At 54.1% G+C, this 26,804-nt stretch carries 21 protein-coding genes and 1 tRNA gene; 13 read left to right on the top strand and 9 right to left on the bottom strand.

Annotated elements, in window-relative coordinates; genetic code table 11:
• The 3 genes from QW520_05240 to QW520_05230 all read right to left on the bottom strand — a co-directional run.
• Nucleotides 1-981, bottom strand: a 981-nt coding sequence (locus tag QW520_05240) for a hypothetical protein (GenBank protein ID MEM0449208.1), incomplete at its 3' end; no start/stop codon positions are given.
• 290 nt (nt 982-1,271) lie between these two features.
• A tRNA-Pro gene (locus QW520_05235) sits at nt 1,272-1,349 on the bottom strand.
• 119 nt (nt 1,350-1,468) lie between these two features.
• Nucleotides 1,469-2,152, bottom strand: a complete 684-nt coding sequence (locus tag QW520_05230; protein ID MEM0449207.1) for a phosphoribosyltransferase family protein — start codon at nt 2,150-2,152, stop codon at nt 1,469-1,471.
• 179 nt (nt 2,153-2,331) lie between these two features.
• Between QW520_05230 and QW520_05225 the strand changes: the two genes are divergently transcribed.
• From QW520_05225 to hutH, 5 genes are all read left to right on the top strand, one after another.
• Complete coding sequence (locus tag QW520_05225; protein ID MEM0449206.1) at nt 2,332-3,015, top strand: helix-turn-helix domain-containing protein; 684 nt, start codon at nt 2,332-2,334, stop codon at nt 3,013-3,015.
• An 8-nt stretch (nt 3,016-3,023) separates the two neighbouring features.
• A complete protein-coding gene (locus QW520_05220; GenBank protein MEM0449205.1) occupies nt 3,024-4,085 on the top strand; it encodes a hydroxymethylglutaryl-CoA synthase in 1,062 nt (353 codons plus the stop codon).
• On the top strand, nt 4,082-5,248 hold the full coding sequence (locus QW520_05215) for a thiolase domain-containing protein (GenBank protein MEM0449204.1): 1,167 nt from the start codon (nt 4,082-4,084) through the stop codon (nt 5,246-5,248). The genes QW520_05220 and QW520_05215 overlap by 4 nt, the downstream gene beginning before the upstream one ends.
• Nucleotides 5,245-5,661, top strand: coding sequence for a Zn-ribbon domain-containing OB-fold protein (locus QW520_05210; protein ID MEM0449203.1), 417 nt, complete (start codon nt 5,245-5,247; stop codon nt 5,659-5,661). Before QW520_05215 ends, QW520_05210 begins: the two co-directional genes overlap by 4 nt.
• Nucleotides 5,662-5,824: 163 nt before the next feature.
• Nucleotides 5,825-7,351, top strand: a complete 1,527-nt coding sequence (gene hutH / locus QW520_05205) for a histidine ammonia-lyase (GenBank protein MEM0449202.1) — start codon at nt 5,825-5,827, stop codon at nt 7,349-7,351.
• Here the strand turns inward: hutH and QW520_05200 are convergent, their stop codons facing one another.
• The gene (locus QW520_05200) at nt 7,352-11,677 is read right to left on the bottom strand and encodes a hypothetical protein (protein ID MEM0449201.1); all 4,326 of its coding nucleotides are present in this window, start codon (nt 11,675-11,677) and stop codon (nt 7,352-7,354) included.
• 123 nt (nt 11,678-11,800) lie between these two features.
• On the bottom strand, nt 11,801-12,304 hold the full coding sequence (gene cgi121 / locus QW520_05195) for a KEOPS complex subunit Cgi121 (GenBank protein MEM0449200.1): 504 nt from the start codon (nt 12,302-12,304) through the stop codon (nt 11,801-11,803).
• A 111-nt stretch (nt 12,305-12,415) separates the two neighbouring features.
• Between cgi121 and QW520_05190 the strand changes: the two genes are divergently transcribed.
• The 3 genes from QW520_05190 to QW520_05180 all read left to right on the top strand — a co-directional run bounded on the left by QW520_05190 (nt 12,416) and on the right by QW520_05180 (nt 15,982).
• A complete protein-coding gene (locus QW520_05190) occupies nt 12,416-13,357 on the top strand; it encodes a homoserine kinase (GenBank protein MEM0449199.1) in 942 nt (313 codons plus the stop codon).
• Nucleotides 13,312-14,568 (top strand): threonine synthase, encoded by a 1,257-nt coding sequence (gene thrC, locus QW520_05185; protein ID MEM0449198.1) that lies wholly within the window; start codon nt 13,312-13,314, stop codon nt 14,566-14,568. Before QW520_05190 ends, thrC begins: the two co-directional genes overlap by 46 nt.
• A gap of 697 nt (nt 14,569-15,265) precedes the next feature.
• A complete protein-coding gene (locus QW520_05180) occupies nt 15,266-15,982 on the top strand; it encodes an ATPase domain-containing protein (GenBank protein MEM0449197.1) in 717 nt (238 codons plus the stop codon).
• Here the strand turns inward: QW520_05180 and QW520_05175 are convergent.
• Nucleotides 15,979-18,183 (bottom strand): DEAD/DEAH box helicase, encoded by a 2,205-nt coding sequence (locus tag QW520_05175; GenBank protein ID MEM0449196.1) that lies wholly within the window; start codon nt 18,181-18,183, stop codon nt 15,979-15,981. The two genes, QW520_05180 and QW520_05175, sit on opposite strands and share 4 nt — an antisense overlap.
• A 179-nt stretch (nt 18,184-18,362) precedes the next feature.
• On the opposite strand from QW520_05175, the gene lonB reads away from it, so the two are divergent.
• The 5 genes from lonB to QW520_05150 all read left to right on the top strand — a co-directional run bounded on the left by lonB (nt 18,363) and on the right by QW520_05150 (nt 23,050).
• A complete protein-coding gene (gene lonB, locus QW520_05170) occupies nt 18,363-20,348 on the top strand; it encodes an ATP-dependent protease LonB (GenBank protein ID MEM0449195.1) in 1,986 nt (661 codons plus the stop codon).
• A gap of 91 nt (nt 20,349-20,439) precedes the next feature.
• Entirely contained in the window at nt 20,440-21,012 is a 573-nt protein-coding gene (locus tag QW520_05165) for a nicotinamide-nucleotide adenylyltransferase (protein MEM0449194.1), read from the top strand.
• Complete coding sequence (locus tag QW520_05160) at nt 20,978-21,448, top strand: CinA family protein (protein ID MEM0449193.1); 471 nt, start codon at nt 20,978-20,980, stop codon at nt 21,446-21,448. The genes QW520_05165 and QW520_05160 overlap by 35 nt, the downstream gene beginning before the upstream one ends.
• Before the next feature lie 61 nt (nt 21,449-21,509).
• On the top strand, nt 21,510-22,355 hold the full coding sequence (locus QW520_05155) for a hypothetical protein (protein ID MEM0449192.1): 846 nt from the start codon (nt 21,510-21,512) through the stop codon (nt 22,353-22,355).
• Nucleotides 22,355-23,050 carry a KaiC domain-containing protein gene (locus QW520_05150; protein MEM0449191.1) on the top strand — a complete coding sequence of 232 codons (696 nt, stop codon included), beginning with the start codon at nt 22,355-22,357 and terminating at the stop codon, nt 23,048-23,050. The genes QW520_05155 and QW520_05150 overlap by 1 nt, the downstream gene beginning before the upstream one ends.
• 4 nt (nt 23,051-23,054) lie before the next feature.
• Here the strand turns inward: QW520_05150 and QW520_05145 are convergent, their stop codons facing one another.
• The 3 genes from QW520_05145 to QW520_05135 are packed head-to-tail and all read right to left on the bottom strand — an operon-like array spanning nt 23,055 to nt 26,803.
• Complete coding sequence (locus QW520_05145; protein ID MEM0449190.1) at nt 23,055-24,203, bottom strand: GNAT family N-acetyltransferase; 1,149 nt, start codon at nt 24,201-24,203, stop codon at nt 23,055-23,057.
• A 31-nt stretch (nt 24,204-24,234) separates the two neighbouring features.
• Nucleotides 24,235-25,629, bottom strand: coding sequence for a radical SAM protein (locus QW520_05140; GenBank protein MEM0449189.1), 1,395 nt, complete (start codon nt 25,627-25,629; stop codon nt 24,235-24,237).
• On the bottom strand, nt 25,589-26,803 hold the full coding sequence (locus QW520_05135) for a glycosyltransferase (protein ID MEM0449188.1): 1,215 nt from the start codon (nt 26,801-26,803) through the stop codon (nt 25,589-25,591). The genes QW520_05140 and QW520_05135 overlap by 41 nt, the downstream gene beginning before the upstream one ends.
• Nucleotide 26,804 lies beyond the last annotated feature (1 nt).

Genomic DNA, 26,804 nt, shown 5'->3' with positions numbered 1-26,804 from the left:
GATGAATTCAACCCCCTCAACCTTGTCTACTGCTTTTATCAATTTGACGATGGCTTCCTTATTGGGCAAGAAATGTTCTTGCGCTTGATACAAGAAGACATCGTCGGTCTGGAGCATGATCATTCTGCTCCCCGCCTTGGCATTCAACTCCACTTCCTTGAGTACACGTTCATGAGGAATGGAGATTCTTTGTCTCGCGGTGGGAGAGCAGAAGGCGCATCCTCTCCCGCATCCTCGGGTGATCTCCACCACACCATATAATGAGGGGTTTTTGATCAATGGTATATCCTCTATACTGGGACTGTCCATGACCATTGATTGGGGCATCATTTCTCCGTTCAGCGCTTTCTCGAAGATCTCAACCAGTGAGCTCTCGGACTGTCCTATGAGGATAGAATCAATCCCTAACGATTCCTGCAGCCCCGCCTCTGAAATCTGCCATGCCCCTGCACCACCGACCACCAACTTTGCCTCACTATTAACGATAGAAGGGTTCTTGACCAGCTTCTCGAATTCCGCCAAAGTAGCGGGCTTGCCCGTCAAGCCAAGTAGGCTAGAATACGTTCTGCTGACGAACCCAGTGCCTAGAGGATCCATGGTGGATATCCCTATTATCTTGGTAGCAGGACCAATGAACAAATGAAGATTGGAAGGAGGTGTGACCACTACATTCTCTTCTCCGAATCTATCAGCCAGCAAAGTCTCCACCTTCCTTAGACCGTACGGAGCGAATCTGGCAGAACCATCAGGATTGCACGGAAGTGGCGGATACAGTTTTCTGCTCACGATCGAATTAGGGAATCCTCCAGCGAAGGCCAAGAAAGGGTTCAGATTGAAGTCGCTCATCTCGATCTCCGAGGCTGTGAGCACAATCATGACTCCCTTCCCCTCCTTCACAACCTCTCGAGAACGTTTCCCAGAGACCTCCGATATCGGCTCTTCCTTTTTCCCCAGAGCTCGGCTACCGACGTCTTCCTGCATTGTCTAACGCTCCCCTTTGGATGATAAACCGCTGATTATCGAATTTATATGATTAATGAGTGTCATATGTATGTAGTCCTTTTTTCATAGGAAAGTGACCCCAGTATAAAATATCTGTCGGTGTGATTGATTGAAATATGGACCTAAGAAGAATAACGGTGTGGACTTACTTAATCTCTTGGCTATTTGCCACAAGGATTAACAATTCAAGGTTAGGACCAAATTTATTAGTTAAGGGGAAGAAATCTCAAAAATACGCCTATTTTCAAGAAGCTAACCTGTTTTTTTGTTGGTGGGTCTGTCCGGATTTGAACCGGAGTCTCTAGGTCCCGAACCTAAAAGGATGGACCAAGCTACCCCACAGACCCTTCGGGAATGTGGCAGCTAAACGATTTGGGATATAAAAACCTATTATCATCGGTCTGCGTTCTATCCAGTTGGGCGCTCGCTCATTAATTTTAGCATTCAGGGCCGCTGATTCAGCGCCTCAAACCCTAGCCTTCAGAATGGCCAAGGCTTCCTCCTCGCTGATGTCATACCAATTCTGATACGCTGCAGCCACCGAAAATAAAGGGGTGCTGCGTATGTTCAGGCAATACACCTCGTCCGCACTTTCAGAGACCATCTCCACCGCCCTCTCTGAGCCGGTCGGCACCGCCACCACTATCCTTTTAGCACCCTTCTTGCGCATGAATTGCACCGCCGCGAGCATGGTGAATCCTGAGGCCAATTCATCATCCACGATTATAGCCGTCCTATCCTTCATGTCGGGGTAAGGTGCGTTATCGCGAAATAACTCTTCTCTGAACCTTAAACTCCTTCTCGCCTTGGCTGCCTGTTCCTCGATTATGAAATGAGAGAGGCGATTGACACTGATGAGGTATTCGTTGAGCACGATTATACCCTCAGGTCCTACGGCCCCGAAACCTGCTTCAGGGTCTTGAGGTAACTGCAACTTGCGCACCACCAACACCTCCAACTTGAGACCCAATAGGCGGCTGACCTCTGCGGCCACAGGGAGGCCTCCTGAGGGTATAGCGAAGACCACTGCATTCGAGGCCGAGTATGACATCAGGGCCTCTGCCAGCTCCCTGCCCGCTTCCTTCCGGTCCTGGAATACCCGTTCCATCTCTCTCAGGTTAAGGTCCTGATGCACTTGTCCTAGCGGCATTGATTTAACATTATTTGCCTATGATATTTAAGTCAAATCCGGTGGCCCTAGGCTTATCGTCTCATTGTTTCGTCATGCTCTGACTAGTGTACGTTCTCGAAATCGTTCCAGTCCCCCATCGCCTTTAGTCGTAGGGGATATTCGACAATTATAAATATGGCATAATTTCTCGGCCACGCATGCGGGAACAGCTCAGGGAGAAGATAGCTGGTGAGATCACGCTTTCCTCGGATGCAGGGAAGACCATTCGCAAATGGCGAGAGGAGTTTGGCGTCTCACAACAGGAGCTGGCAAGGCAGCTTGGCGTTTCCCCCTCGGTCATCAGCGATTACGAGTCAGGAAGGCGCAGGTCCCCTGGTATAGCTATTGTTCGCCGCATAGTGGATGGACTGTTGGACATCGACACCGCTAATGGGGGAAAGGTGCAGAGTCGCTATTCCCTAGGGGAGAGGAGCGATTGCATCATCAGCATTAAGGAGTTCGCGCACTCCATGCCCGCCTCGCGTTTCGTGGAGGCCATCGCGGGCACCAATCTTGCCAAGCAGGTGACCCTGCAGCGCGACATTCATGGCTACACTATCATCGACTCCATGAAGGCCATAACCTCCCTGGGGTCGATGGATTATCTCAAGATCTACGGTTGGAGCAGCGAACGCGCCTTGATATTCACGGGTGTGCGCTTCGGACGCTCTCCCATGATAGCCATCAGGGCGCACCCTCTCAAGCCGGCTATGGTGGTGTACCACCGGCCTGAGCACGTGGATGAGCTGGCAATAAGGCTCGCCACTCTCGAGGGGTTGCCCCTGGTGCGCACTGACCTTTCCCTGCCCGTTTTGGTGGAGACCTTAGAGCATATGGAGTAGGATGAAAAATGGAGGTAGGCATAGTTAGCTATGGTGCTTATGTCCCCAAATATAGGATAACGCCTCAGGAGATAGGGCGCGTCTGGGGCTCGGATGGAGAGGCCATGTCAAAGGGCCTGATGATACACGCGAAATCGGTCCCGGCGCCTGATGAGGATGTGGTCACCATTGCGGTAGAGGCCGCTCGCAACATGATGCGCCGGGTACCTCAGGTGGATCCTAAGAAGATAGGCGCTCTCTACACCGGCTCCGAATCCCACCCTTATGCGGTTAAGCCCTCAGGTACGATCGTGGCCGAGGCCATTGGCTGCTCTCCAGAGATGACAGTGGCCGATTATGAGTTCGCCTGCAAGGCTGGGACAGCGGCCATCCAGACTTGTATGGGGTTGGTGGGAGCGGGCATGGTGGAGTATGCCGTGGCCATCGGTGCCGACACCTCTCAGGGAGCCCCCGGCGACCCTTTGGAGTACTCTGCCTCAGCGGGAGGGGCAGCGTTCCTCATCGGTTCTAAGGATATAATCGCCGTTATCAACCATACCAGCTCCTTCACCACCGATACCCCTGACTTCTGGAGGCGGGAGGGACAGGATTACCCTTCGCATGGAGGCAGGTTCACGGGAGAGCCTGCTTACTTTAAGCACGTCACTTCGGCGGCTAAGCTGGTGCTGCAGCGCACCAATTCCAAACCCTCCGATTATCAATTCGCGGTCTTCCATCAGCCCAACGGCAAGTTCCCGCAAAGGGTGGCCAAGATGTTGGGGTTCACAGATAAACAGATAGAGACAGGACTTCTCACACCGCATATAGGGAACACTTATTCTGGCGCTGTACCTCTGGGTCTCTCCGCAGTGCTGGATGTGGCTCAGCCTGGAGATCGGGTGTTCGTCGTCGCTTATGGCTCGGGGGCTGGTGCGGACGGTTTCGATATAACCGTGACGGAGAACATAACCCGCTTCAACCGTTCCGCAGCTCCCTTGGTGTCGCAATTCGTCCAAAACAAGAAATTCATCGATTATGCCACCTATGCTAAATTCCGCGGCAAGATAAGGGTGAAGGAGGAAGCTCCATGAGGGATGTGGCTATCATCGGCATCGGGGAGACAAAATTCGGGGAGCTGTGGGACCTGTCCTTCCGCGACTTGGGCATGCAGGCAGGGCTAGCCGCCGTGGCCGACGCCAAGCTGGCGGCGGAAGAGATAGACGCCCTGTACGTGGGAAACATGTCGGCAGGGCGATTCATAGAACAGGAGCATGTGGCGGCGCTGATCGCCGACTATTCAGGTCTGGCAAGGGATCATATCCCGGCCACGCGCATCGAGGCCGCGGGAGCCTCAGGAGGCTTGGCCTTCCGCCAAGGGTATATGGCGGTGGCTTCGGGGGTGCATGATATCGTGGTAGTGGGAGGGGCAGAGAAGATGACCGATGTGGGGGACGTAATGGCCACGGAGATCCAATCCTCCGCTGCTGACCAGCAGTGGGAGGTGGTCTTCGGAGCCACTTTGGCATCGCTCTTCGCCATGATAGCCCGGCGCCATATGCATGAGTATGGCACCACACGAGAGCAGATCGCCCAGGTGGCGGTCAAGAATCATAAGCATGGTGCTCTCAATCCCAATGCTCAATTCCAGCGGGAGATAGATCTCGCCACTGTGCTCAAGTCTCCACCCGTGGCTGAGCCTTTGGGGCTCTTCGACTGCGCTCCCTTGTCTGACGGCGCGGCTGCGGTCGTCCTCTGCCCTATGGACATGGCGCGCAGCTACACCTCCAAGCCCATTCGGGTGCTGGCCTCAGCGCAGGCCTCGGATACCTTGGCGCTGCATTCTCGCCCCACCATCACCTCCTTCCGCGCGACCCAACTGGCCGCGGAGAGAGCCTTCCGCCAGGCGCAGCGCACTCCAGATCAGGTGCAAGTAGCGGAGGTGCACGACAATTTCACCATCGCTGAGATACTGGCCATCGAGGACCTTGGTTTCTTCCCCAAGGGCATGGGAGGTAAGGCTACGATGGAAGGCGAGACCTCGCTGGGAGGGAAAGTGGCTGTGAATACTTCTGGAGGGCTTAAGGCCAGGGGCTTCCCCTTCGGGGCCACGGGGGTGGCTCAGATAGTGGAGCTGGTGCAGCAGCTGCGAGGGCAGGCGGGTCGCCGTCAAGTGCCCGATGCCACCTTGGGACTGGCGCAGAATGCAGGGGGCACAGGGGCGACCGTGGTAGTGAGTCTCTTGGAGGTGGCATGATGGCTATTGCGAGATTCTGGCGGGAAAACCCTTCACGCTACAATCTTAAGGCCGTCCGCTGTGGCAACTGCGGGAAAGTCTTCTTCCCACCGCGGGCGATTTGCGGTGTGTGCCATCGTAAATCCATCGGCAAGATGGAATGCTTCAATCTCAAGGGCGAGGGAGAGGTTTTTTCCTTCGCCGTGGTGCATGACGCGCCGCGTCAGTTCGAGATACACAAACCTTATGTGGTGGCCATGGTGAGGATGGATGAGGGTGTGATGCTGACCTCCCAGATCATAGATGTAGAGCCAAAGGAAGTGCATATAGGGATGAGGGTGCGAGCGACCCTCAGAAGGCTAGGCGAGGACGGCCCGTCTGGTGTCATCAACTATGGCTACAAGTTCATTCCTGTGCGGCCTGATCATCTCTAGGTATCCTGAGGAGACTAAGAAGTCGTCAGCCTGAGAGGAATTGATGGCGAAGCTCTGCTGCAGCTAAAAACCTCGTCTCCTGGAATAGCTTCCAGGCTTCTATATAGCGGTAACCAACAATATTTTCTAGCCTGGCTTCGCATACTTCATCTGGGTGTGGTGGATGAGGGTGCAGGTGGATGGGAAGAGCCTATGCATAGAGGACCTTGAGGCTGTGGCCAAAGGAGCAGCCCAGGCTTTCATGGACAAGGAGACGGAAAAGCGCATAATCGAATCGCGCAAGATGGTAAAAAAGGTCTTAGAGCGCGGTCGGGTCGTCTACGGACTCAATACTGGGGTGGGCGAGCTGCGCAACGTCCTCATACCTGAAGCGGATATAGCGCGACTGCAGATCAACCTAGTGCGCAGCTCGGCCTGCGGAGTGGGCGACCCATTGCCAGAAGAGGTGGTGAGGGGCATGATGCTGCTTCGCGCCAATGCCTTCGCCACAGGGCATTCAGGCATCCGGCTGGAAGTGGTTCGTCTCCTGCTCGATATGCTTAATGCCAGAGTGCATCCTGTCGTCCCGGCTAAAGGGTCCGTGGGCTCGAGTGGGGATCTCGCTCCTTTGGCGCACATCGCCTTGGTGATGATAGGGGAAGGGGAGGCCTTTTATCAGGGGAAGAGGGTAAGAGGGGAGGATGCACTAAGAGCCGCTGGCCTCCTTCCTATATGCCTGGAGGCCAAAGAGGGCCTGGCGCTCATCAACGGGACGCAGATGATGACCGCTTTGGCAGGACTCTCTCTCGCCCGGGCCCTTCGCGCCCTGGATGCGGCGCAGGTGGCGGCTTGCATGAGCCTGGAAGCGCTGAAGGGGACGGCGCGCTCCTTCGATCCCCGCCTTTTCCAGGCCAGGCCCCACTTTGGGGCGAGCTTCGTAGCCTCCAATATGCGCTCTCTGCTAGAGGGCAGCGAGATACTCAAATCGCACGCTCACGTGCCTCATGAGGTGCAGGACGCCTACACTCTAAGGTGCGCCCCACAAGTCCTAGGAGCCTGCCTCGATGCGCTACTATATGCCAAGCGCGCCATAGAAGTGGAGATGAACAGCGCTAACGATAACCCCTTGGTCATGGAGGATGGGGAAATAGTGTCAGGAGGCAATTTCCATGGCATGCCCATAGCCCTTCCCATAGACCACATGGCCTTGGCGGTGCACGTCATCGGCGCTTTTGCCGAGCGCCGTATCGCCCGGCTTGTGGACGGTAAGCTTTCCCACCTGCCGCACTTTCTCACTAAGGAGAAGGGCTTGGGTTCGGGGATGATGATAGCTCAGTACACCGCCGCTTCCCTGGTTTCCGAATCCAAAGGCAGATGCTTCCCCTCTAGCGCTGATTCCCTGCCTACCTCGGCCAATCAAGAGGACTACAATTCCATGGGAGCGGTAGGTGCCCTGAGGCTCATGGACATGGTGCATAATACGGAGCGCATAATCGCCATCGAGCTGCTGTGCGCCGCCCAAGGACTAGAGTTCGCCAAGTTCGCACCTGGCAGGGGCGTAGCCGCAGCATATAATCTCATACGCTCTGAGGTGCCGGCGTTAGAAGAGGACAGGCCCTTGTCGCAGGATATCGAGAGGATAAGGAGAAAGATCCTGGACGGTTCATTGATACACGAGGTTCAGAAGGTCAGCCATTTCCATCGCGCCTAATTAAACCTCGACCTCGAACTCGGTGTCATACCCTACCTTGTCATTGGAGAGCACGGGCCGACACTCCAGGCTTAAGTCCACGCGAGCTTTTCCCGCCACGGAGGGGCGCACCTCCACCTCAATTCGTACCCTTTCCCCCCCTCTCAATTTGGGTAGGGCAGAGAATCCTCGCATCTCCATATCCCCACCGATATGTATTTCCACCTCGCGGGCCATGGCCTTGGCTTGGTTGCTCAGCTCCAGCACAGCTTTGGACCATTCGCCCGCCCGCAGCGGCTCATGGAAGTGGAGGGAGACCTCGATGTCAGGAAGGAACTCCTCCGCCTCCTTCTCGGCCAGCGCCAGCGCCTTATCCATGAGCTCCATGGCCAAAGCATGGTCCTTCGCTCTGACGCTTTCCGCTTGACGGTATAGGGCTACGACCTCAGCCATGTCCAGACCGTTGCGTCGAGCGTTCTCCACTCGCGCTTCCACTTTCATGCGGGTTTCTACGTATCGACGCTGCTCCTCAACCTGGACCCCTATGGCGCGCTCTGCTTCCAGTATGCAATTGGCCGCACCTTTCCATTTGTTCTCGGAAAGCATGCTAGAAGCCTTGGTCAAGAGCTCCGAGGAGGCGGTGACATCGACGCCTTGGGCCCGCGCCTCTTCAATGCTCTCCTGCACCGCTTCGATCCTCGCGGACAGTTTTTTGAGCATGACCTCGTTCATGGCCTGCAGTGCTTCTCTCAACTTCTCCGGGTCAAGGGAGCCGCCTGAGCCGCGCAGCTGCAGCACATCCTTGACTGCCTTAGGGATGGAATTGCGGTTGAGCATGAGGTCCTCCGCCACCATGCACAGGTTCTCCAAGCTCCTGAGCCTCTCCGCCTTTATCGCTTCGAGCGCTTCGCTGATCGCTTGCCTCCCTCGGTGCAGGTGAAGGCTAGCGGCCTCGAAGTCCATGGCCTCCAGGCTTTTCCTCGCCTCCTCCGTCAAAGCCCTAAGATGGGGGAACGCATGCTCTCCCTCCAATCGCGCTAGCTCTTCTTCCAGGGCTTTCAGCTCAGTCATTCTTCTGCAATAAACGTCCTCCTTTGTCTTTACCTCCTCCCCGCATTTCCTCGCCAGGGTTTGAGCTTCCTTAAAGGCTCCCTCTGCAAAGCGCTGCTGGGCGAGGGAAAAGGTTCGCTCCTCTTCTTCTAGCTTAAGCCCCTTCTCTCTAGCTCTGCTGAGATTATCCCCGGCCAGGTGCAAAGCCTGCGCCGCAGCCTCCTTCTGCAGTAAAAGCCTCTCTAGCTCCTTCTCCAACATGGTCACTTGCGCTGCGGCCTCGCTTATCCTTTGCGCCTCAATCCTCTTTTCCATCTCCTCTCTATTGCGTAGGAGGGCTTCTAGATCGACACCTTGCAGGCCTTTTAGCTGGTATTTCTCCTCCGCTTCTCCAATTCGTTTGCGCAGAGCCTCTGCCGCTCCTGCCGCCGCTTGATCTCCTGCCTTCTTGGCCAGCTCATGGGCGATGCCTTGGCGTCCCAGCTTCTGGTAGTTGAAGGCCTGACGCAGCAAGTCAGCTGCAGCTTCTACCGATACCCCCAGTGACTTCGCCTCATCTATGAGGGCCTGAGCCTTTTGAATGGCCATCTCCGCCTTCTTGCTGATGATCAATCCCTGGTCCAATTCACCCTTGGCCAGCTCCAAGGCCCGAAGCGCATCTTGCAGCCTTCCCTCTCTCATCAGGGATTCTGCTTTATTCGTCATCAATAGCGGGCCACTGACATCCGTTCCCGTGGACTGAGTCTTCAACAGCTTTTCTTTAATGTCATTCAGCTCCCTCTCTAGGCCTTTGCTGAGTACCGAGTTGACCGTCTTCTCCACCTCTCGCACGGATATCATAGCCTGGGCGTACTCCTGTCGCTCGATCATCTTTTTGGCCTGTTCCAGGCGCTTTTGGGGAGCTGACATCTCATAACCCAGCCGCTTTGCGATATCGATGATGCCCTGAGCTTCTTGAGCTTTCTGGGGAGCGAGGAAAGGCGCGACCAACTTCTCCGTCTCCACGAAGGTCTTGGCTATCGCCGGTAAGGCTTCCTCATACCTTCCTGCCTCGAATAGCTTCTTGGCCTTGGTCAGCATCTCCATATGCGAGGTGGCATCTAGTTGGTGAGCCTCAGCCACTTTCAGCAGGCTCCCAATTTCCACGATGCGCTCATAAATGCGGGCGTGTACCGCCTTCAACCGTTCCAAGGTCGAGGAAGCTTCCTTCATGAGGGAATAGCCTTTGAGCAGGTCCCCGCTGATGAGGGCCCGAGAAGACTCCTCCGCCAGACGCTCCGCGGGTAGCACTTCTATGCCGTTCCTTCTTGCAGAGCTTATCCCCCTGGTTATTTGAGCCAGCTGACGCGTGACCTCATCCTTGACGATGCTACGGGCGAACTGCACTACCTCAGCCGCCAGCCGCAACCCCTCCCCCACCTTCCCGCCGTTTCGCAATTCCTCGGCCCTTTGTAGCTTATCATTTAGCGTCGAGCTCTCGCATCCCATATCCTTGGTTATGGATAGCAGGTGCCTGGCCTCATCAAGCCTCCTCTGCAAAGCATCGTTCTCGTCCCTCTTCACCATAGCCATCGCGCTGTTGGCCAGCTCATAGGCGCGTAATGCCTGTCCCTCTTTCAATGCCTCAGCGGCCATCTGAAGGGACCTGCGGTGCGGGGTTATGTCTATCGGTCCTTCATATGTCTCGAGCAGGCTGCGGGCTTCGCTGACCGTTCTCTCCGCTACGACCCGCATCTTGGCCTCCACCTTTTGCATGCACTCATCCAACTCTTCCCGAAGGCCTGCATAGCGCCCGGCTTTGGCGCGTGCGATGATGTCTTCGAGCAAGGCCGATTCCTCCGACACCTCAGCTCCTATCTTGAGGGCAGAGGTCACCCGCATCTCAGCCTTCATTATATCCTGGCCGATATGAGCCTGTATGGCCTGATGGATTATCTCCTGCGCTTCTTTCAGCTGTTTTATGGCAGAGGAGAAATCTCTCCTCAAGGCTGATAGGCGCGAGGAATCCACCTTGCTCTTGGCCTCAGTTATATTTAACCTGAGATCGATGGCAGCGGTCATCAGGGACCTGGTGCGGGTCAGCTCTGACTCCATCTCGCGATATCCTTCAAGCAATTTCTCCAACTTTTCCTCGGCCTTTTGCACCTGAGATACGGCAGAGCGAAAATCACCCTGATTTAGAGTGCTGCGGGCCTTAGCCAAGGCATCCAATACCTCGGTCAGATTCGAATTCGTCCTCTTGGCTATAAGCAGGCGCCCGCGCAGACGAGAGACGAGCTCCACCAGTTTCTCCGTTTCCATGGAACGGGCCAGCTTTTCCGCGGCATTCCACCACTCCAGCCCTTCGGCATTCCTATCATTGAGGGCCATCTCCCTTCCCTGGGAAATGATACCCAGCAGCTGCTCGACCTCCATTCCCATCGCTCTCAAGGTTTCCGCCCGTTCCTTCAGCTGCTCGAAGCGATTCAGCAACCCATTGGAGATCAAGGACCGCACCTCGCTCTCCGCGATGCCTAAGGTGCTGAAGGCGTGCTCAAAATCCCCTTTCTCAGCATATGCTTTAGTTTTTGCCAGAGTCTCTCGCGGCCTGGAGAAATCCACTCCCAATTGAAGGGCTTGTTGCTCGGCACTGGCCATGGCCTCCATCCTGGATGCGAGGTGATTTTGCAAAGCGGTAGCGGTCATGCTCATGCAGTTGCGTAATTGAGCCACACACCCCCCGAAGTCATTGGCATCCAGGCATTGTCGCGCGTGAGCCAGCATCTGCCTTTGTCCACTCATGTCCAGCTTAAGGCGCTCAGCTATGAGCACCTGTGATTGGGCGGTGGAGAACATGTCCGCCAGAAGGGAGTTAGCCAAGCGCTCACTCGCATCCCATGACTCTCTGGCCCGGGCCAAAGCCTCTTCTAATTTCCCCTGTCCAAGCAGATCTTTTGCGGTGCGGAGTGAACCGCTCACCTCTTCCCCTTTGCGCTTATCCTCGAATAGAGCCAGCAGCGTTTCAGAGGAGTTGATGATGGATGCTATCTTATCCTTCTTTGCCTCTTCTACCCCCTTTATGCATCTCTCTGCCAGCGAGAGAGTCATCTTGTAGTCCTTCTGTTGGAAGGACTGGTTGGCCTCCTCCAAGGTTTTCTCAACCGCTACAGAGCGGGTATCGTAGGATTTCAGCGAAGCTACCGCTCTCTCGGCCTCGGCCAGGCGCTCCTCAGCTTCCTTGCGGTTCTTTGCCGCCTCTTTCGTCTTCTGCTCCAGCTGTCTAGTGAGCTGGATCTGCTTCAGGAGATCCCCGCTCAATGACCCTCAGCTCCGAATCGCAGGCATTCCATCCTCTTGACCATCGCTGAACCGAAGAATATCCAGCAACAATGACATAAGTCTTTGGTCCTGATTTCTCTCTTCAATATCCAAGCCCTAGCCTCAATGTTTCAGTACATCTACGAAGGCCACCTTCTCCAGCACCAGGTCAAGCGCCTTGTCACGAGGCACAGCCCCTATCTCTTTAGGGGAGATGCCAAAGCGCTTGAGTTTGGTCTCGTCACATAGCAGCACTTCATCATCTCTCCTTAACTTTAACATCCTGACTACCTCCAAGGGGTCTGCGCCTATCACCACCAAGGCGATCTCTGCGCCTCCTTCCTTCAGGGACATCTTCTCTTGCGCTTTGGATATCTGCCTCTCGCCAGAGGCATAAAGCATGATCTCCATCAATAGGTCATTGGCACAATTGGCATTTTGCCTAAAAGCGCGGAATGCATGCTCAATAGCCGTGTCCAGATGCTCCTTTCCGCATACCATGTTTGCATCCAACGCCAATACTCTTCCTAAAGGGAATGAGCGCAGGCGAGAAAGGATCTCGGAGGTGGTACCAGACTCTATCCGAGCGCCTATGACAGTGTAATCGCTCATATCGCCTCGAGGCATGGACAAGCGTATATTTGATGCTTGCCAGTAATCTCAGTTGCGCATGATGACGAAAGGTTTATCAGAGCCGACCGTTGTCTGAGGCGCCACAGCAGAGGGAGATAGGCCAGCATGCCCATGGAAAAGGTAACGGTTATGGCGCCCGCTAGCATCGCCAACGTGGGACCAGGCTTCGACGTTTTCGGGCTAGCCTTGAAAGAGCCTTTCGATTTAGTGACGGCAGAGAAGCGCAAGGATAAAGGAGTCAGGGTACGAAAGGTGGAATGGGCTACCGGTCGGCCAGTCACACTCGATCCCAAGCGCAACACCGCGGCCGTGGCAGCCGCCAGAGTGCTAGAGACGGCTGGAGCCGATTTCGGGGTGGACCTGGTGATAAGAAAGGGAGTGAGGCCCTGCAGTGGCATGGGCTCATCGGGGGCTTCCGCGGCCGGAGGGGCATACGCCGTCAATCTGCTCCTGCAAGAACCGTTAAGCGATATTCAGTTGATAGCCTGCGCCGCCTGCGGCGAGGAAGCCTCATCGGGCAGCTTCCATGCGGATAACGTGGCTCCTTCTTTACTGGGTGGATTCACCATAGTCCGCTCGTATGAGCCTTTAGATGTCATCAGGGTCAAACCCCCATCGTCCTTGGGAATCGTCGCCGCTCTGCCCGACGTCCAGGTCCCAACCAAGGAGGCCAGGGAGAAGGTGCCTCAGAGCGTGCCCTTAAAGAGCATGGTCTTTCAGGTGGGCCATGCATCCGCCCTGGCCGTGGGCATGGCCATGAGGGATATGGAACTCATCGCGCGTAGCCTGCGAGACAAGGTGGTCGAGCCGGCTAGAGCCCCTTTGGTCCCATATCTGAAAGAGGCTGAGGAAGCCGCCTTGAGAGCGGGGGCGAAAGCCTCATTCCTGGGAGGCTCAGGACCCTGCGTGGCCTCATTCTTCGATAGAGAGGAGGTCAATGGCGAGGCCATAGCACGGGCCGTTAGAGAGGTATATCTGCAGAAGGGGATAGGGTGTAGTACATGGGTGACCACCTGGGGCCGAGGAAGCAGGAGGTGGAGGAATTGAAATACATGGTCCGGTGCTTCGACTGTAGCCTTGAGGTAGAGGATGAAAGGCTTGACTCCTGTCCCAGGTGCGGCGGTCTGCTGAATGTGGAATGGGATATGGAAGCGCTCAGGGAGCTGAGATGCGAGAGATTGAGGAGCCGTCCACTGGGAGTGTGGAGGTATGCCCCCTTCCTACCCGTCCCAGAGGCAATGGCGGTGTCCATCCAAGAGGGAGGGACGCCGCTCTACGACTGCCTCGCCCTGGCCAAGGAGGTCGACATACGCAGCCTTAGAGTAAAGTACGAAGGCGCTAATCCCACGGGCTCCTTCAAAGATAGAGGGATGACGGTAGGAGTCACCAAAGCCCTGCAGCTCGGATGCCGGACGGTTGGATGCGCCTCCACTGGCAACACCTCGGCCTCACTTGCAGCCTATGCTGCCAAGGCTGGATTGGGGTGCGTGGTTCTCTTACCCTCAGGCAAGGTGGCATTGGGAAAATTGGCGCAGGCCATGTTCTATGGCGCTAAAGTCATATCGGTGGAGGGCAACTTCGACGAAGCGCTCAATGTGGTCAGGGAGCTGGCGCATAGGGGCCATTTATACCTTCTTAACTCCATAAATCCCTTCAGGCCCGAAGGCCAAAAGACCCTGGCCTTCGAGATAATCGATCAGTTGGACTTTGATGTGCCAGATGATATCGTGGTGCCTGTGGGGAATGCTGCCAACATCTGGGCGATATATAAAGGCTTGAGGGAGTGGATGGAGCTAGGATGGATTGACAAGATGCCCAGGCTCATAGGTGTGCAGGCCGTGGGTTCCAATCCTATAGCTCAGGCCTTCCGCGCTGGCAAACGCGATTTCATGGCCGTGGAGCAGCCTGAGACCTTAGCCACTGCCATCCGCATAGGCAATCCCGCCTCAGGGAAGAAAGCACTCACGGCCATTTATGAAAGCGGCGGCATAGCCACGGACGTGACTGATGAAGAGATAATCCAAGCCCAAAAGCTCCTGGGCAAAAAAGAAGGCATCGGGGTAGAGCCAGCCTCGGCGGCCTCGATAGCAGGGGTGATCAGGTTGCGTCATGAAGGACTGATCTCTAGGGAGGAGAGAGTGGTCTGTGTATGCACTGGAAACCTGCTCAAAGACCCTGATACAGTCATCAAGCATGCAGGAGAAGTGCTCAGAGCTAAGGCTGATGTGGAGGAGGTAAAGAGGCTTATCGAGCCTTAGCCTCCGGTCCAATCACCTTAGAGACGACCTCTCACCATTGCTCCGCACAACCGCTTTGTGTTGTGCACGAGGCGCTGAGCTCTGTAGTTGAATCGAGGCGTATAGAAAGCGGAGAAGGAGCCGCCTGTCTCTCATGCATACCCTTTACGGGTCAATATAAAAAGAAAAGAAATGCCTGAACGATCTCCCTGTCTGTCCTTAGATTTGTAAGGGAAGTGCACGTTGCGATCCAGGTGATGCATACGCATCTTCACTTTGGAGGCTCGAATTTCAAGTCCTTTAAAACTTGAATCTTCTTCAATGAGGTGAGTGTGGCTGAAATTTGCTTTCCTTTTCCGCGTTTATGAATCATTTTTCATTCCTTGGGAATCAGAAGTCCTTTTTCAATTTCGTATCAATAGCTTGAAATCATCTTTCCTTGCCTCATGTCACTGATTACCTCATCGTAATTAGAGGGAAGCGTCACGCGATCATAAGGTTGTCTGTTTTTTCCACATAGATCAAGATTTCGCCCCTGGCAAAGGCTTAGAATATTGTTTCCATGGGTTACTCAGCGCGGCTAGACCCTAGAATCCCTGGCGTCTTGCATAGCTGTGAGAACGTATTTCAGACTCGAAATGAAAGTTCATATCATCGTTAGCAGTCGATAGCGATGGGAAACAGTTTTATGCGTCAAGACGAATCATCATGAAGCACTATGTTGAATGCGCCGGCGAAGCGTTTGAGATACCGAACTTATGTTGATGGTTTCGACGAGAATCTCAACGGGGGTATACCCCAGGGTCATGCGGTTATCGTAGCTGGGGCCGCGGGCACCATGAAATCATCGCTAGCTTATCATATACTTTTCATGAACGCCAAGAGGGATGGCGTAAACGGACTTTACATTTCGTTGGAGCAGAGCAAGGCCTCTCTAATGCGCCAGATGGAAGGGCTGGGGCTGAAGGGCGATACCTTGGGCCGACTTGAGATACTGGACCTGGGGGAGATTAGGCGCAAGAGCGAGGGAGCGCAGTTCATGGACACCTTCCGCTTCGCGGTGAATGAGACCAAGAAGCGCTTGAACTATGAACTTCTCGCCGTGGATTCCCTCGGAGCCTTGGAGATGATCTCCGCCAGCAGCAGGCCCAGGGAGGAGCTCTATCGGCTGCTGGAATGGATTCGCTCTATGGATGTGACTTCTTTCCTGATAAGCGAGATGCCGGTAGGAGCCTACACCAGCTATGGCCTTCACGACATCGATTTCCTGGTTGACGGGATAATCCACTTGAAGATGGTGGAGGTCAGCGACACCGAGGTGCAGCGCCGCATCCGCTGCGTCAAGATGAGAGAGACGGATCATTCCAACAATTATTTCAGCTTCTTCCGCAATGAGAGGGGCTTCGCGGTCACCCGAGCCATCACCGACTTCTAGAAATCCATGAGCCTGCGTTGAGGGCTATCCGCCTCCTTTCGCTTGCTCTCTGGCTCTTTCTCTGTCTTGACGGGGGGTGCTTTCGCATATCGACTCTCTCCTAATTGTTCCTTTATGCTTTTGGCCAAGCTCTCCCCAATCTTCGGAACACGAGACAATCTCTCTACTTCCACGGCTCTCAAGTCCTCCAGGCAGCGAAAGCCATGACTGAACAGCGAACGGGATCTAGCCCTGCCTACACCTTTGAGCTTCACCAGGTCCAGCAGCTCCCTTCTCACTCCATATCGCATACGGGCCATGAGTTCCGTCAACGGTGCATAGGCATCCTTATTGAAAATGTTAGAAAGCTCTCTCATCGAATAGAGAAGCCACTCCCCTAGCTCTACCTTGTTGCGCAGATCTCCAGGCCCAATGCCGTACTTGGTCAGGATGGCTTCCTCCTCTACCTCCTCTATCCAATCTTCCAGAAGGCTGGCTGTCTTGACCTCAGCCAGGAAGAAATCGTATAGCTCTAAGTCATTTGGTATAGGTAGTAAGAGTTCCCTTCCTTTTTCAACCACTTTCGACTCTAACCAATCCATATCGCTGCGCTTCAAGTACAGGGGAAGCATGTCAGGAGTTGAGCATATGGCATGTAGGAACCCGAAATCCCCTTTGCCTGAGGCATAGGAGCGTAGAGCATCGCGCATTCTAACGGCAGACATAGGATCTATGTAGAGGTCCGAAACCCGGCGGCCAAAGAAAGTGGCGGAGAGCTCATCCGGTTTAAGCAATTGCTCTCTTCTGAGAAAGGAGATCACATCCTCCACTGCCTCCTCCATCCCTAGCATGGGAGATTGGTGCGCCAGGAAGGTGGAGTTAAGGAAATCCATCAGAGACTCCATGGAGCAGGTGGTGGAGGTCGCTATCAAAGCCAATATGTGTGACCGCAGCACACTCTCGCTTCCCAGCTTGGAGAATATTTCCTCCGTCTCTGCCAGTAGGTAATTCTCCATCAGAAAGGAACGCTCTTCCTCGCTCCTAGCCAACAGAACTGCTTCGCCGAAACTGTCATAGCGCGGTCGGCCAGCCCGGCCGCACATCTGCTTTATCTCCAGCACGGGGATGGGCACGTTCCCCATTCCCCCCTCGAATCTATACACCTCGCGTATTATGACGCGACGGGCTGGAAGGTTTATGCCTGCGGCTAACGTGGGCGTGGCTACAATCACCTTGATAAGACCTTTCTTGAAAGCCTCCTCCACTGTTTTCCTCTGCTCATTGGTAAGGCCGGCGTTGTGGAAGGCTACACCCCTATGCACGCATGCCCTCAACTTCTTTCCTATGCTGGTCTGCTCTCCGTTATCAAGCACCAGATCCTCTTCTTTTTCCAACCTGACATCGTTTTGCAGGAACTCATGCATCTGAGAAGCCAATTTCATAGCCACCGTTTCGGTGGAGCGACGGGTGTTCACAAAGACCAGGCACTGCCCCCCTCCTTTCAGGCAATCCCTCACCAATGACCAAATCGCATCCCCATCTTCCTTTAATCGAAGGCTGGTGTTATCCACAAATCGTATTTCTCCCCTGAAATAGACCCCTTCTTTTAGAGGGGTCGGCCTCCACTGGGAAGAAATATGCTCTGCTCCCAACCAGGACGCAAGCTCTCTCGAGTTCTTCACCGTTGCCGAAAGCGCGATTATCTGCAGATTGCTATTCAGGCGCTGGAATTTTGTCAGTATTACTTCCAAGGTGGGCCCTCTCTCAGGGTCATGTATTAGGTGGACCTCATCCGCTACCACTAAAGATATCATCTGCAGCCAAGCTGTGCGATGGCGCAATAGAGAATCGGCCTTTTCCGAAGTAGCCACGATTATATCATAATTCTCTAGCTCAGGCTCCGCTGAGTCCAGGTCACCAAAGGAGACCCCTATCTTGATTCCCAACCGCTCGAAACGCCTTAGATCCTCGTATTTCTCCGAGGCCAAGGCGCGAAGGGGAACGATGTACAAGGCCTTTCCACCTCTGACCAAAACATGTTTTAGTGCGGCTAAGTAGGCCACCAACGATTTTCCGCTGGCCGTGGGGACCGCAAGGAAAAGATTTTTTCCTTCCAGGGCAAGAGGCACCGCCTTTTCCTGCGGTGGATATAACTCAGATATCCCTTCTTCCATTAGAATATCGATTACTCCAGGCGGAAGGTCTAGCTCCTCTAGCTTCATTTGCTCCAATCATAATAAAAAGAATAACCTTTAACCCCTTCCTTCCACTATCGATGTTGATGCGGGACATAGCTGAACACATAGCATCACGGTGTATTCGGAAACCGCCGAAAAATTAATTATCCAGCGATTCTAGTGCCAAAACTCTTATTAAGTGGTAGTATTTTTAGTTAAATCCAGTGTCCAGAGGTAAGTTGTACATGACCGTTGAGGAACCAGGTGGCACCGAGGCTCTCCCCGATGTAGACACCTGGATTGAGAAGCAGCCTTTTACCACTACTGCCGAGATTAAAATCCCTGAGAAGCTGGCCGATCAGGTCATCGGACAGGATAAGGCAGTGGAGGTCATTAAAAAGGCTGCTGAGCAGAAGAGGCACGTCATGCTCATAGGGGAGCCAGGCACAGGCAAGTCTATGCTGGCTCGATCCATGACTGAGTATTTGCCCAAGGGAGAGCTGCAAGATGTCATCGCCTATCATAATCCAGAGGATCCGAATGAACCGAAGATCCGCATAGTTCCAGCGGGTAAGGGGAAGGAGATAGTGGCCGCCCAGAAGAGAGAGGCTATGCAGCGCAAGCAGCAAAAGGCTTCCATGGTCACGGTCATCGTGCTGATGGTGGTGATGCTCACCGTGGTCCTTTGGCTCCAGACAGGGGATCCATCGTTCATATTGGTCGGGATAGTGGCTGCGGCGGTGATATTCTTCGCCATGCGCTATTCGGGGCAGAGACAGGAGAACTACATGGTTCCCAAGCTTCTGGTCTCTCATGAAGAGAATGACATGCCACCTTTCATTGATGCTACGGGAGCGCATGCTGGTGCACTATTAGGAGATGTGAAGCACGATCCCTTCCAGTCCGGTGGTCTGGAGACGCCAGCACATGAGCGCCTGGAAGTGGGAGCGATTCACAAAGCCTCCAAGGGCGTGCTTTTCATCGATGAGATTAACATGCTGCGCATAGAGTCGCAGCAGTCTCTTCTCACGGCCCTTCAGGAAGGCAAGTTCCCCATCACCGGCCAGAGCGAACGCTCTTCCGGAGCCATGGTGAAATCTGAACCAGTGCCTTGCGACTTCATATTGGTATGCGCTGGCAATCTCGATGCCGTATCTGGTATGCATCCCGCTCTAAGGTCGCGCATTCGCGGATATGGCTATGAAGTCTACATGAAGTCCACCATGGATGATACCGAGGAGAATCGTACCAAGCTCATCCGCTTCGTGGCCCAAGAGGTAGCCAAGGATAAGAAGATACCTCATTTCGACAAGCGCGCCGTGGCCGAGATAATCAAAGAGGCCCAGAGGCGTGCCGGGCGCAAGGGGCAACTCACTCTTCGTCTGAGGGAGCTAGGCGGACTGGTGAGGGTAGCAGGTGATATCGCTAGGGAGAACAATCAGCCAGTGGTGACTCAGGAGCATGTCTTGGCGGCGAAGAAGATCGCACGTTCGCTGGAGCAGCAGATTGCCGACCGCTATCTTGAGGCCCGCAAGGAATACAAGTCTTTCGTCACTGAAGGGGCCGAAGTAGGGATGGTGAATGGATTGGCTGCCTTGAATACGGAGAGCTCTATGGCCGAATATTCCGGCGTGGTGCTGCCCATCGTGGCCGAAGTCACTCCGGCGCAGAGCAAGAACGCGGGAAGGATAATAGCCACGGGCAAGCTGGGAGAAATCGCCAAAGAAGCCGTGTCAAATGTTTCGGCCATCATAAAGAAATATACTGGCGAGGATATCTCCAACCATGATGTCCACGTGCAGTTCATCGGCACTTATGAGGGAGTGGAGGGAGATTCTGCCTCCATCTCGGTGGCCACAGCCGTCATATCCGCTCTGGAGGATGTCCCAGTAGACCAGACGGTGGCCATGACTGGTTCGTTGAGCGTACGGGGGCAGGTACTCCCGGTAGGAGGGGTCACGGCCAAGATCGAAGCTGCGGCAGAGGCGGGCATCAAGAAAGTCATCATCCCCGCAGCGAACTTGAAGGATGTGGTGCTGGAGGAGCGCTATATCGGGAAGATACAGATAGTGCCTGTGACCAATATGTCTGAGGTGCTAGAGAACGCCTTAGTAGGGGGCATCAAGAAGGATAGCCTCATCAAGAAGCTTACCTCTCTAGTCGAAGGAGCGCCCTTGTCCGGGGCCTCAAGACCCGCCTTACAAGGCTAAAAACCCCTTTTCTATTTCTTATTTTTTGCAGTTTTTTCTTATCTCAACGGCGAAGCATTGAATACCCGCATATGGCATCCTTGTCGAGAACATGTCCACACAGGCAGAGAAGACGGCCTTGGTGATAGGCAGATTCCAGCCTTTTCACAAAGGCCATTTAGAGGTCATTCGCTCCATAGTCGATGAATGCCATTCCATCATCGTAGGGATAGGTAGTGCCCAGCTCTCCCACACTTGTGAGAACCCGTTCACTGCGGGTGAGCGGCATCTCATGATATCACGCTCACTGCGCGCCGCGGCTATTGCCGAGTATTCCATCGTGCCCATAATGGATATCAATCGCTATGCGGTCTGGGTGGCGCATGTGGTCTCGCTAGTGCCTCCATTCCATGTCGTTTATAGCAACAATCCCTTGACCCGAAGGTTGTTTTCAGAGGCTGGTTATGAGGTAAGGGCCTCTCCCTTGTTCAACCGTAAACTGTATTCCGGCACGGAGGTGCGTCGAAGGATGCTATCGGGCGAAAGTTGGGAAGAGCTCGTGCCTCAGGCCGTGGTTGAGGTCGTAAATGAGATTAATGGGGTGGAGAGGATAAGGGAGCTGGGGCCAAAGCAAGTGGAGAGGAAGGATCATGGACTTATCGACTATGGTGGGGAAAACGCTTAAGCAACGCGGCCTCAGCCTGGCGCTGGCAGAGAGCCTTACTGGAGGCCTCATCGGAGCGATGATCACGGAAGTCCCAGGATCCTCAGCCTATTTCGTACTCGATGTAGTCGCCTACAGCAATCGCTCGAAAGTGGAGATCCTGGGCGTCCAAGAGAGCACATTGCGCTCCCATGGTGCGGTTAGCGCCGAGTGCGCCCGAGAGATGGCTTCGGGCGTGAGGCAGATTGCCGGCGCTGACCTTGGTGCCTCTTGCACCGGCATCGCTGGGCCAGGCGGTGCCACGGCCAAGAAACCCATTGGGCTTGTATATTTAGCAGTCGATGATGGGCGACGCACTCTGATCGAGGAGCGCTGCTTCCAAGGCGATCGCGCCGAGGTGCGGAAGGCCACAGCCCAACGCCTCTTGGAGTTGATCCTGCTGACCCTGGAACCTTGAGCTCAAGGATAATTATTTTATTCGTCGAGATCGATTCACTTATGGGATGGGTGCACAATTAATGGCAATCGGCGCATCAGTGACTAGAATACCGACTGGGGTTGCGGATTTCGATTCGATCATCAAAGGTGGGCTCCCTATAGGCTCGACGGTGCTGCTACTGGGCGAGTTGGGCGCAGGACAGGTGGAGTTTGCATACACCTCAGCCGCCAAATTGGCCCTGGTCAAGGAGCACCCGGAAGCGGGGACCTATTTCCTGGGACATGCGGCCAAGAACGGCCATATACCGAAGAAGATCTGCTATATCACCTTCTCCCGCTCCCGTGAGGATATCTTGCAGGAGATCAAGGTCTCCTTCAACAACGACTTCTATGAAAGCTTCGAGAGGAACGTGATCTTCAAGGACTTCTCAGGAATATATTTCCGCAAGACGCTGGTGCCAAAGAGCTGGGGTGGGGACGCCTCCTCCATTTTCCTACCTCCGAATGAGGACAACGTGCTAGAGGCCCTAGTGAACTTCATGGACGAGAACGCCCCCGATTCCCTGGTGATCATCGACTCCCTTACTGACCTGGCCGTGAGCGCCAGCATCGATGTGACGGATCTAGTCCAGGTGCTCAGAGGCATGACTCGAATCTCTAAGCAGTGGAATGGCATCGTGTACCTCATACTGACAAGGGACATCGTGGACGAGCGCAAGCAGAGAATGATAATGGACTCGGTGGACGGGGCCCTGGTCTTCGAATGGAGCAAATTCGCCATGAGCTCTAAGCGCCAAAGGTATCTTTACGTGGAGAAATTCATGAGCATACTACCACATCTCGATAAGGAGAGGATAGCCAGATTCGCCACCGTGGTGACGGCCGAAAGTGGCTTGGTGGTGATAGACACGGAAAGGGTGGGTTGATGATCGAACGGGTCAAGACAGGAATTGATGGTCTGGACGAGATGCTTGAAGGAGGCTTCCCTAAGGGTCATACAGTGGTGGTGATGGGCTCTTTCGGTACGGGCAAGACCACTTTCGGACTTCAGTTCCTGAACCAAGGCCTTAAGCAGGGAGAGAAAGGGATCTATATCTCCCTGGAAGAGGACGACCGCTCCATCTTAGATGATGCCATGGCCTTCGGCTGGGATCTCAAACCCCATATAGACGCCAAAAAGCTGGTCATAATCAAGCTGGAACCCAATGACGCTAAGACCACCATAACCCGCATCAAGAGCGAGCTCCCTGAGTTCATTAAGACCTTCGGAGCCACCCGCATAGTTTTCGATTCAGTATCTCTGCTCAACATGCTGTATGAGAATGAGCATGACAAGCGTGTCAATCTCTTCAATCTCTCTCAATTGGTAAAGAAGACAGGAGCTACCTGCCTGATGACAGCTGAGACTAACGACGACAACCCTCTGGCCACCAGAGACGGTTTGGCGGAGTATGTGGCAGATGGCGTGATTGCGCTGCGTTACGTCGAGGTCAAGGAAAAGAACGAGATGATCCTTACGCTTAGGGTGGTCAAAATGAGGCGCATCAAGCACTCGCGCAGGATCACGCCTTACAGCATCGGGAGCAAGGGCCTAGAAGTCTACGCCGGCGCTGAGCTCTAAAGCCTCACCTTTCGATTTCTGTATCGAGTTTAGGCTTATTTGCTGCCGCCTGAGCTTCCGTACTCTTCTGAGATAACAATTTCGAGCTCCAACCTCTCAAGCCTGGTAGTTTGGCTAGATTGGACCCGAGCAGCGCTACCCCCCTCTTGCCGTGGATGTTGCAGGTCCAGCGGTCCACTCCCCCTACCTTATATTTATATTCCTCTGGACCCGGTCCCAAGTCATATTCGGCATATCCTTCCTCTTGCGTCTCCTTCATGGCATAATAGACCGACAAATACCCAGGTGCATAGGGCCGATAATCATCGTTCATGCCTATCTTGAACAACCTGACTACATCCCGTTCGAGGATGCAGAACTGCTGTGCGGCCACATTGCCGTCTATCAGCACCTCGTACACCAGCATCTCCCCCTTCTCCGCCGATCTCGTAGATATATCTTTTAGGAAAGATGCCTGGCGCGGATCGTTGAATATGCTGCCTCCCTTGGCAGCCCAACGGCGCTTATGCTGTTCCACATAGACGTCCACTGCCTGCGCCAAGCTATCCGGTGATCTTCTTGTACGGAAGCATATGCGACCTTCGTTCTCCAGGGAGTCCAAAATTCGCTGCACCTTTTTGGCGGAGCGAGGTTCGAAATTCTCCAGAATTTCTTTCCCCTTATTCAGGGTGACATAAGGACAGGGCTTTGAGTCGTTCATCTCGGCAGCCCAATCCTTACCCATCCTCTGAAAAAGGGCCTTCGTAAGCGCATCGCATCGTAGATCGCGCAGTTGTAACATGTCCCAACGCAGCCGACGCATTCCTCGCAGTAGGGCCTCTGCGGCCTCCCCAGTATCCAAGGAGAAAGGGAATCCCAGATCATGGTATTCAGTGGTCTCTCCCACATTCCCCGCCAGGCAGAGATATGAGAGAGTAAATCGGCTGAGCTTCGTGCGATACAAAGCCAGCGGTGCAACCCCTTTTAACTCGTCCTTCTGATAAAATGCCAGTACCCTGGGACTGGCGAGCCCCCAGAAATGCTCGAACCAGGTGAGCGTCCAAAGGTGCGAGGTGAAGACCGAAGTACCGCTCGCCCTCTGCAGCACATCCCAATCCTGGCCAAGGCCTTTAAGGTCATCGATTGCAGTGATGACCTCCAATCTCAACCCCATGCGCAGCAGCTCCCATTAAAGTAATACTAAATCATGATTTATCAGGCTTCCCTGCTTTGCCCATCAGGCCGCGGGCCATCGCTCCTAGAGGATCTCTTCTTATGGCTTGCAGATTGGCGCGGTGACGAGCGCGTCTCGTCTCCCTTTTAATCATCCTCTCCACCCTTTCCCAAGGTACTTGCGACAGGCTGCGCTGAGGGTAGGATGATATGCCATATCCACCGAGGGTAGCCCACCCTTCTAAGGTGGTCGGCTCCTTGAAGCCGAACTGCTTCGCCACCTCCAAGTATTCCGTCCCTGGAGTGGGAAGGAACATGCTGAAGTAGAAGCCATCCGCCTCCAGTTTTCTAAGCATGGCTTCCGTTTGCTCGAAATCCTCCATGGTCTCTCCAGGCAGGCCTACCATCAGCATGGCGTTGCCTTTAAGCCCTGCGGCATGAGTTATTTCGAAAGCTCGTATGATATCCTCCTTCTTAACACCCTTGAGGACAGTGGATAGCAAGCGGTCCGATCCCGTCTCCACGCCTATCAATAGCTCAACGCATCCTGCCTCCTTCATCTCCCTGACCAAATCTTGACTCACATCGCGAGCGCGGATCTCACAATTCCACAGGATATCTATATTGCGCTCGCGTAGAAGGCGGCAGAACTCCTTAATGCGCTTCACGTCTCCAGCGAACAGGTCATCATCAAAAATGATTGCGCCCACTCTCGGTTCTAAAGACATCAAATGTTGTATCTCCTCAACGACTTTGGTGGCGGATCGAGAGGTCCAACGATATCCCCACATATTCTTCGTATAACAGAAGGAGCAAGTTCCTGGACAACCTCGGCTAGTGACCATGGGGATGGCCAATCGGCCATGATAGGGTATGAGGAAGCGATCCAGGGGGAGTATGCATTCCCAACAGGGCATTGGTAGCGAATCAAGGTCTCTGATGCGCTCACGAGGGGCGGTACGGACGTATTCTCCAGACCGCAAGAATGCTAGGCCAGGCACCTGCTCCAGTTCTCGCCCCTCGCTCCATGCTCGAATAAGTTCCAGCATGGTTAGCTCTCCTTCTCCCACGACCACCACATCCACAGGAGCCTGGCGCAAACACATCTCGCTCATGGCGGAAGGGAATGGACCTCCCCACACCACCCTACAGCCCAACTCCTTGGCCAAAGCGCTTGCCTTTTTGGTTCGAAGCAGGCAGGATCCCATTATCACCGTGAAGCCGACAATATCTGGCGAAAAGGATGCTAGCGAGGAACGAATGGATTCATCGATAGGGAACGAGCTCCAATCAAAAATTTTGACCTCTAGACCGGCTTGTTGCAAATAAGCGCCTATGCTCATTATTCCCAATGGTGGGCTGACTATTATCCCTGGCTCACCCTTTTCAAAGCCCATGTTCACTAGGGCCACTTTTTTCAGAGCCATTCATCATCATCTCACAGAGTTCCAGATATCTTTTAATGTAGGAGCTGGGTTCGTGATAACGTTGGTATCTCATAAAAGCATTCTTTCTCAACTCGGAGCGTTTGGATGGATCAGAGATCACTCTGACCGCTTCCGCGATTGACCTGGGTTCGGGCTCGCAAGATTCTCCGCACTTGGGCGACTCCACCAGCTCCGGAAGTCCACCGCGTCGCGTCACTATCAAAGGCACACCGAGAGAAAGAGCCTCAATGCATGCAAGAGGCGAGTTTTCATTACCTGTTGAGGGGCAGATGAGGGCGCGAGAGGATCCCATTTCCTGCCATAACTCATCTCCGGTCAAGAAGCCTTTATAGCATATTCGTCCCCCTGTGAGGCGTTCCATTCTCCGCACCTCCTCCTCAAGGCTACCCTTCCCCATGATGTGCAGAGATCCCAACGACTCATCCTCAAAAGCCTTTAATAGAAGATGTAATCCCTTGCCTTTCTCCAAAACACCAACGAAGCAGAAATGTTCGCCTTCAGGCCAGTTGTTGGACGGAGGCCGTGGGGCGAAGTTAGGAAGGACTGTGGCTTCTAGGCCAAGGAAGTGCTGCAGGCGACTTGCTAAGAAATGAGAGGGGGAAATGATGAGTCGAAGGGAGCCAAGAGCCTTCGGCATGAGGAAAGGTCTCCATATCTGCGGTGGCCTACCAGTCGCCACGTTGCATCGGGAACACTTGCGTATCTGGCATGTCTCCTTGCCCTTGAACATGAGATCGCTTCGGGGGCAGATGAGCCAATAGTCGTGAGCGGTGTATACGCTCGGGAATCTGCTGCGATAAAGTACACCTGCCCCTAAAAGGGATATATTATGATGGTGAATCCAGTCGGGTCTGATCTCGGCGACCAATCTTTCCAATGAACTCTCAGCCCTGTGATTTCGACCGGTTAGATATGTGGCAAAGGCAGAAACTCCTCTCAGACGTCCTTCGATAGGATGTATTGTAGGAGATGAAGGGATGTCGCCTGAGACCTTCCCTCTCTTCAGGCGATAAGCGTCTAGGCTATATATGATATGCACTTCGTGTCCTCTTCTTTCCAGCTCATCCCTTAGCATCTTCACGTGCGTCGCATCCCCCCCGAGATGGAAGGGAGGAAAGAAAGTAGAGGTCATTATGATGCGTTTGCTTTCCATG

It is taken from the genome of Methanomassiliicoccales archaeon (assembly GCA_038740345.1).
GTDB lineage: Archaea > Thermoplasmatota > Thermoplasmata > Methanomassiliicoccales > UBA472 > JAJRAN01.
This window is presented reverse-complemented; position numbering and strand designations above follow the sequence as displayed.

Bases quoted from the DNA above. Each gene is read 5' to 3' on its own strand.
- QW520_05230 (MEM0449207.1), bottom strand. From the start codon at position 2,152: ATGCCGCTAGGACAAGTGCATCAGGACCTTAACCTGAGAGAGATGGAA.
- QW520_05225 (MEM0449206.1), top strand. From the start codon at position 2,332: ATGCGGGAACAGCTCAGGGAGAAGATAGCTGGTGAGATCACGCTTTCC.
- QW520_05220 (MEM0449205.1), top strand. From the start codon at position 3,024: ATGGAGGTAGGCATAGTTAGCTATGGTGCTTATGTCCCCAAATATAGG.
- QW520_05215 (MEM0449204.1), top strand. From the start codon at position 4,082: ATGAGGGATGTGGCTATCATCGGCATCGGGGAGACAAAATTCGGGGAG.
- QW520_05210 (MEM0449203.1), top strand. From the start codon at position 5,245: ATGATGGCTATTGCGAGATTCTGGCGGGAAAACCCTTCACGCTACAAT.
- hutH (MEM0449202.1), top strand. From the start codon at position 5,825: ATGAGGGTGCAGGTGGATGGGAAGAGCCTATGCATAGAGGACCTTGAG.
- cgi121 (MEM0449200.1), bottom strand. From the start codon at position 12,304: ATGCCTCGAGGCGATATGAGCGATTACACTGTCATAGGCGCTCGGATA.
- QW520_05190 (MEM0449199.1), top strand. From the start codon at position 12,416: ATGCCCATGGAAAAGGTAACGGTTATGGCGCCCGCTAGCATCGCCAAC.
- thrC (MEM0449198.1), top strand. From the start codon at position 13,312: ATGGGTGACCACCTGGGGCCGAGGAAGCAGGAGGTGGAGGAATTGAAA.
- QW520_05180 (MEM0449197.1), top strand. From the start codon at position 15,266: ATGTTGAATGCGCCGGCGAAGCGTTTGAGATACCGAACTTATGTTGAT.
- QW520_05175 (MEM0449196.1), bottom strand. From the start codon at position 18,183: ATGAAGCTAGAGGAGCTAGACCTTCCGCCTGGAGTAATCGATATTCTA.
- QW520_05165 (MEM0449194.1), top strand. From the start codon at position 20,440: ATGTCCACACAGGCAGAGAAGACGGCCTTGGTGATAGGCAGATTCCAG.
- QW520_05160 (MEM0449193.1), top strand. From the start codon at position 20,978: ATGGACTTATCGACTATGGTGGGGAAAACGCTTAAGCAACGCGGCCTC.
- QW520_05155 (MEM0449192.1), top strand. From the start codon at position 21,510: ATGGCAATCGGCGCATCAGTGACTAGAATACCGACTGGGGTTGCGGAT.
- QW520_05150 (MEM0449191.1), top strand. From the start codon at position 22,355: ATGATCGAACGGGTCAAGACAGGAATTGATGGTCTGGACGAGATGCTT.
- QW520_05145 (MEM0449190.1), bottom strand. From the start codon at position 24,203: ATGGGGTTGAGATTGGAGGTCATCACTGCAATCGATGACCTTAAAGGC.
- QW520_05140 (MEM0449189.1), bottom strand. From the start codon at position 25,629: ATGGCTCTGAAAAAAGTGGCCCTAGTGAACATGGGCTTTGAAAAGGGT.
- QW520_05135 (MEM0449188.1), bottom strand. From the start codon at position 26,803: ATGGAAAGCAAACGCATCATAATGACCTCTACTTTCTTTCCTCCCTTC.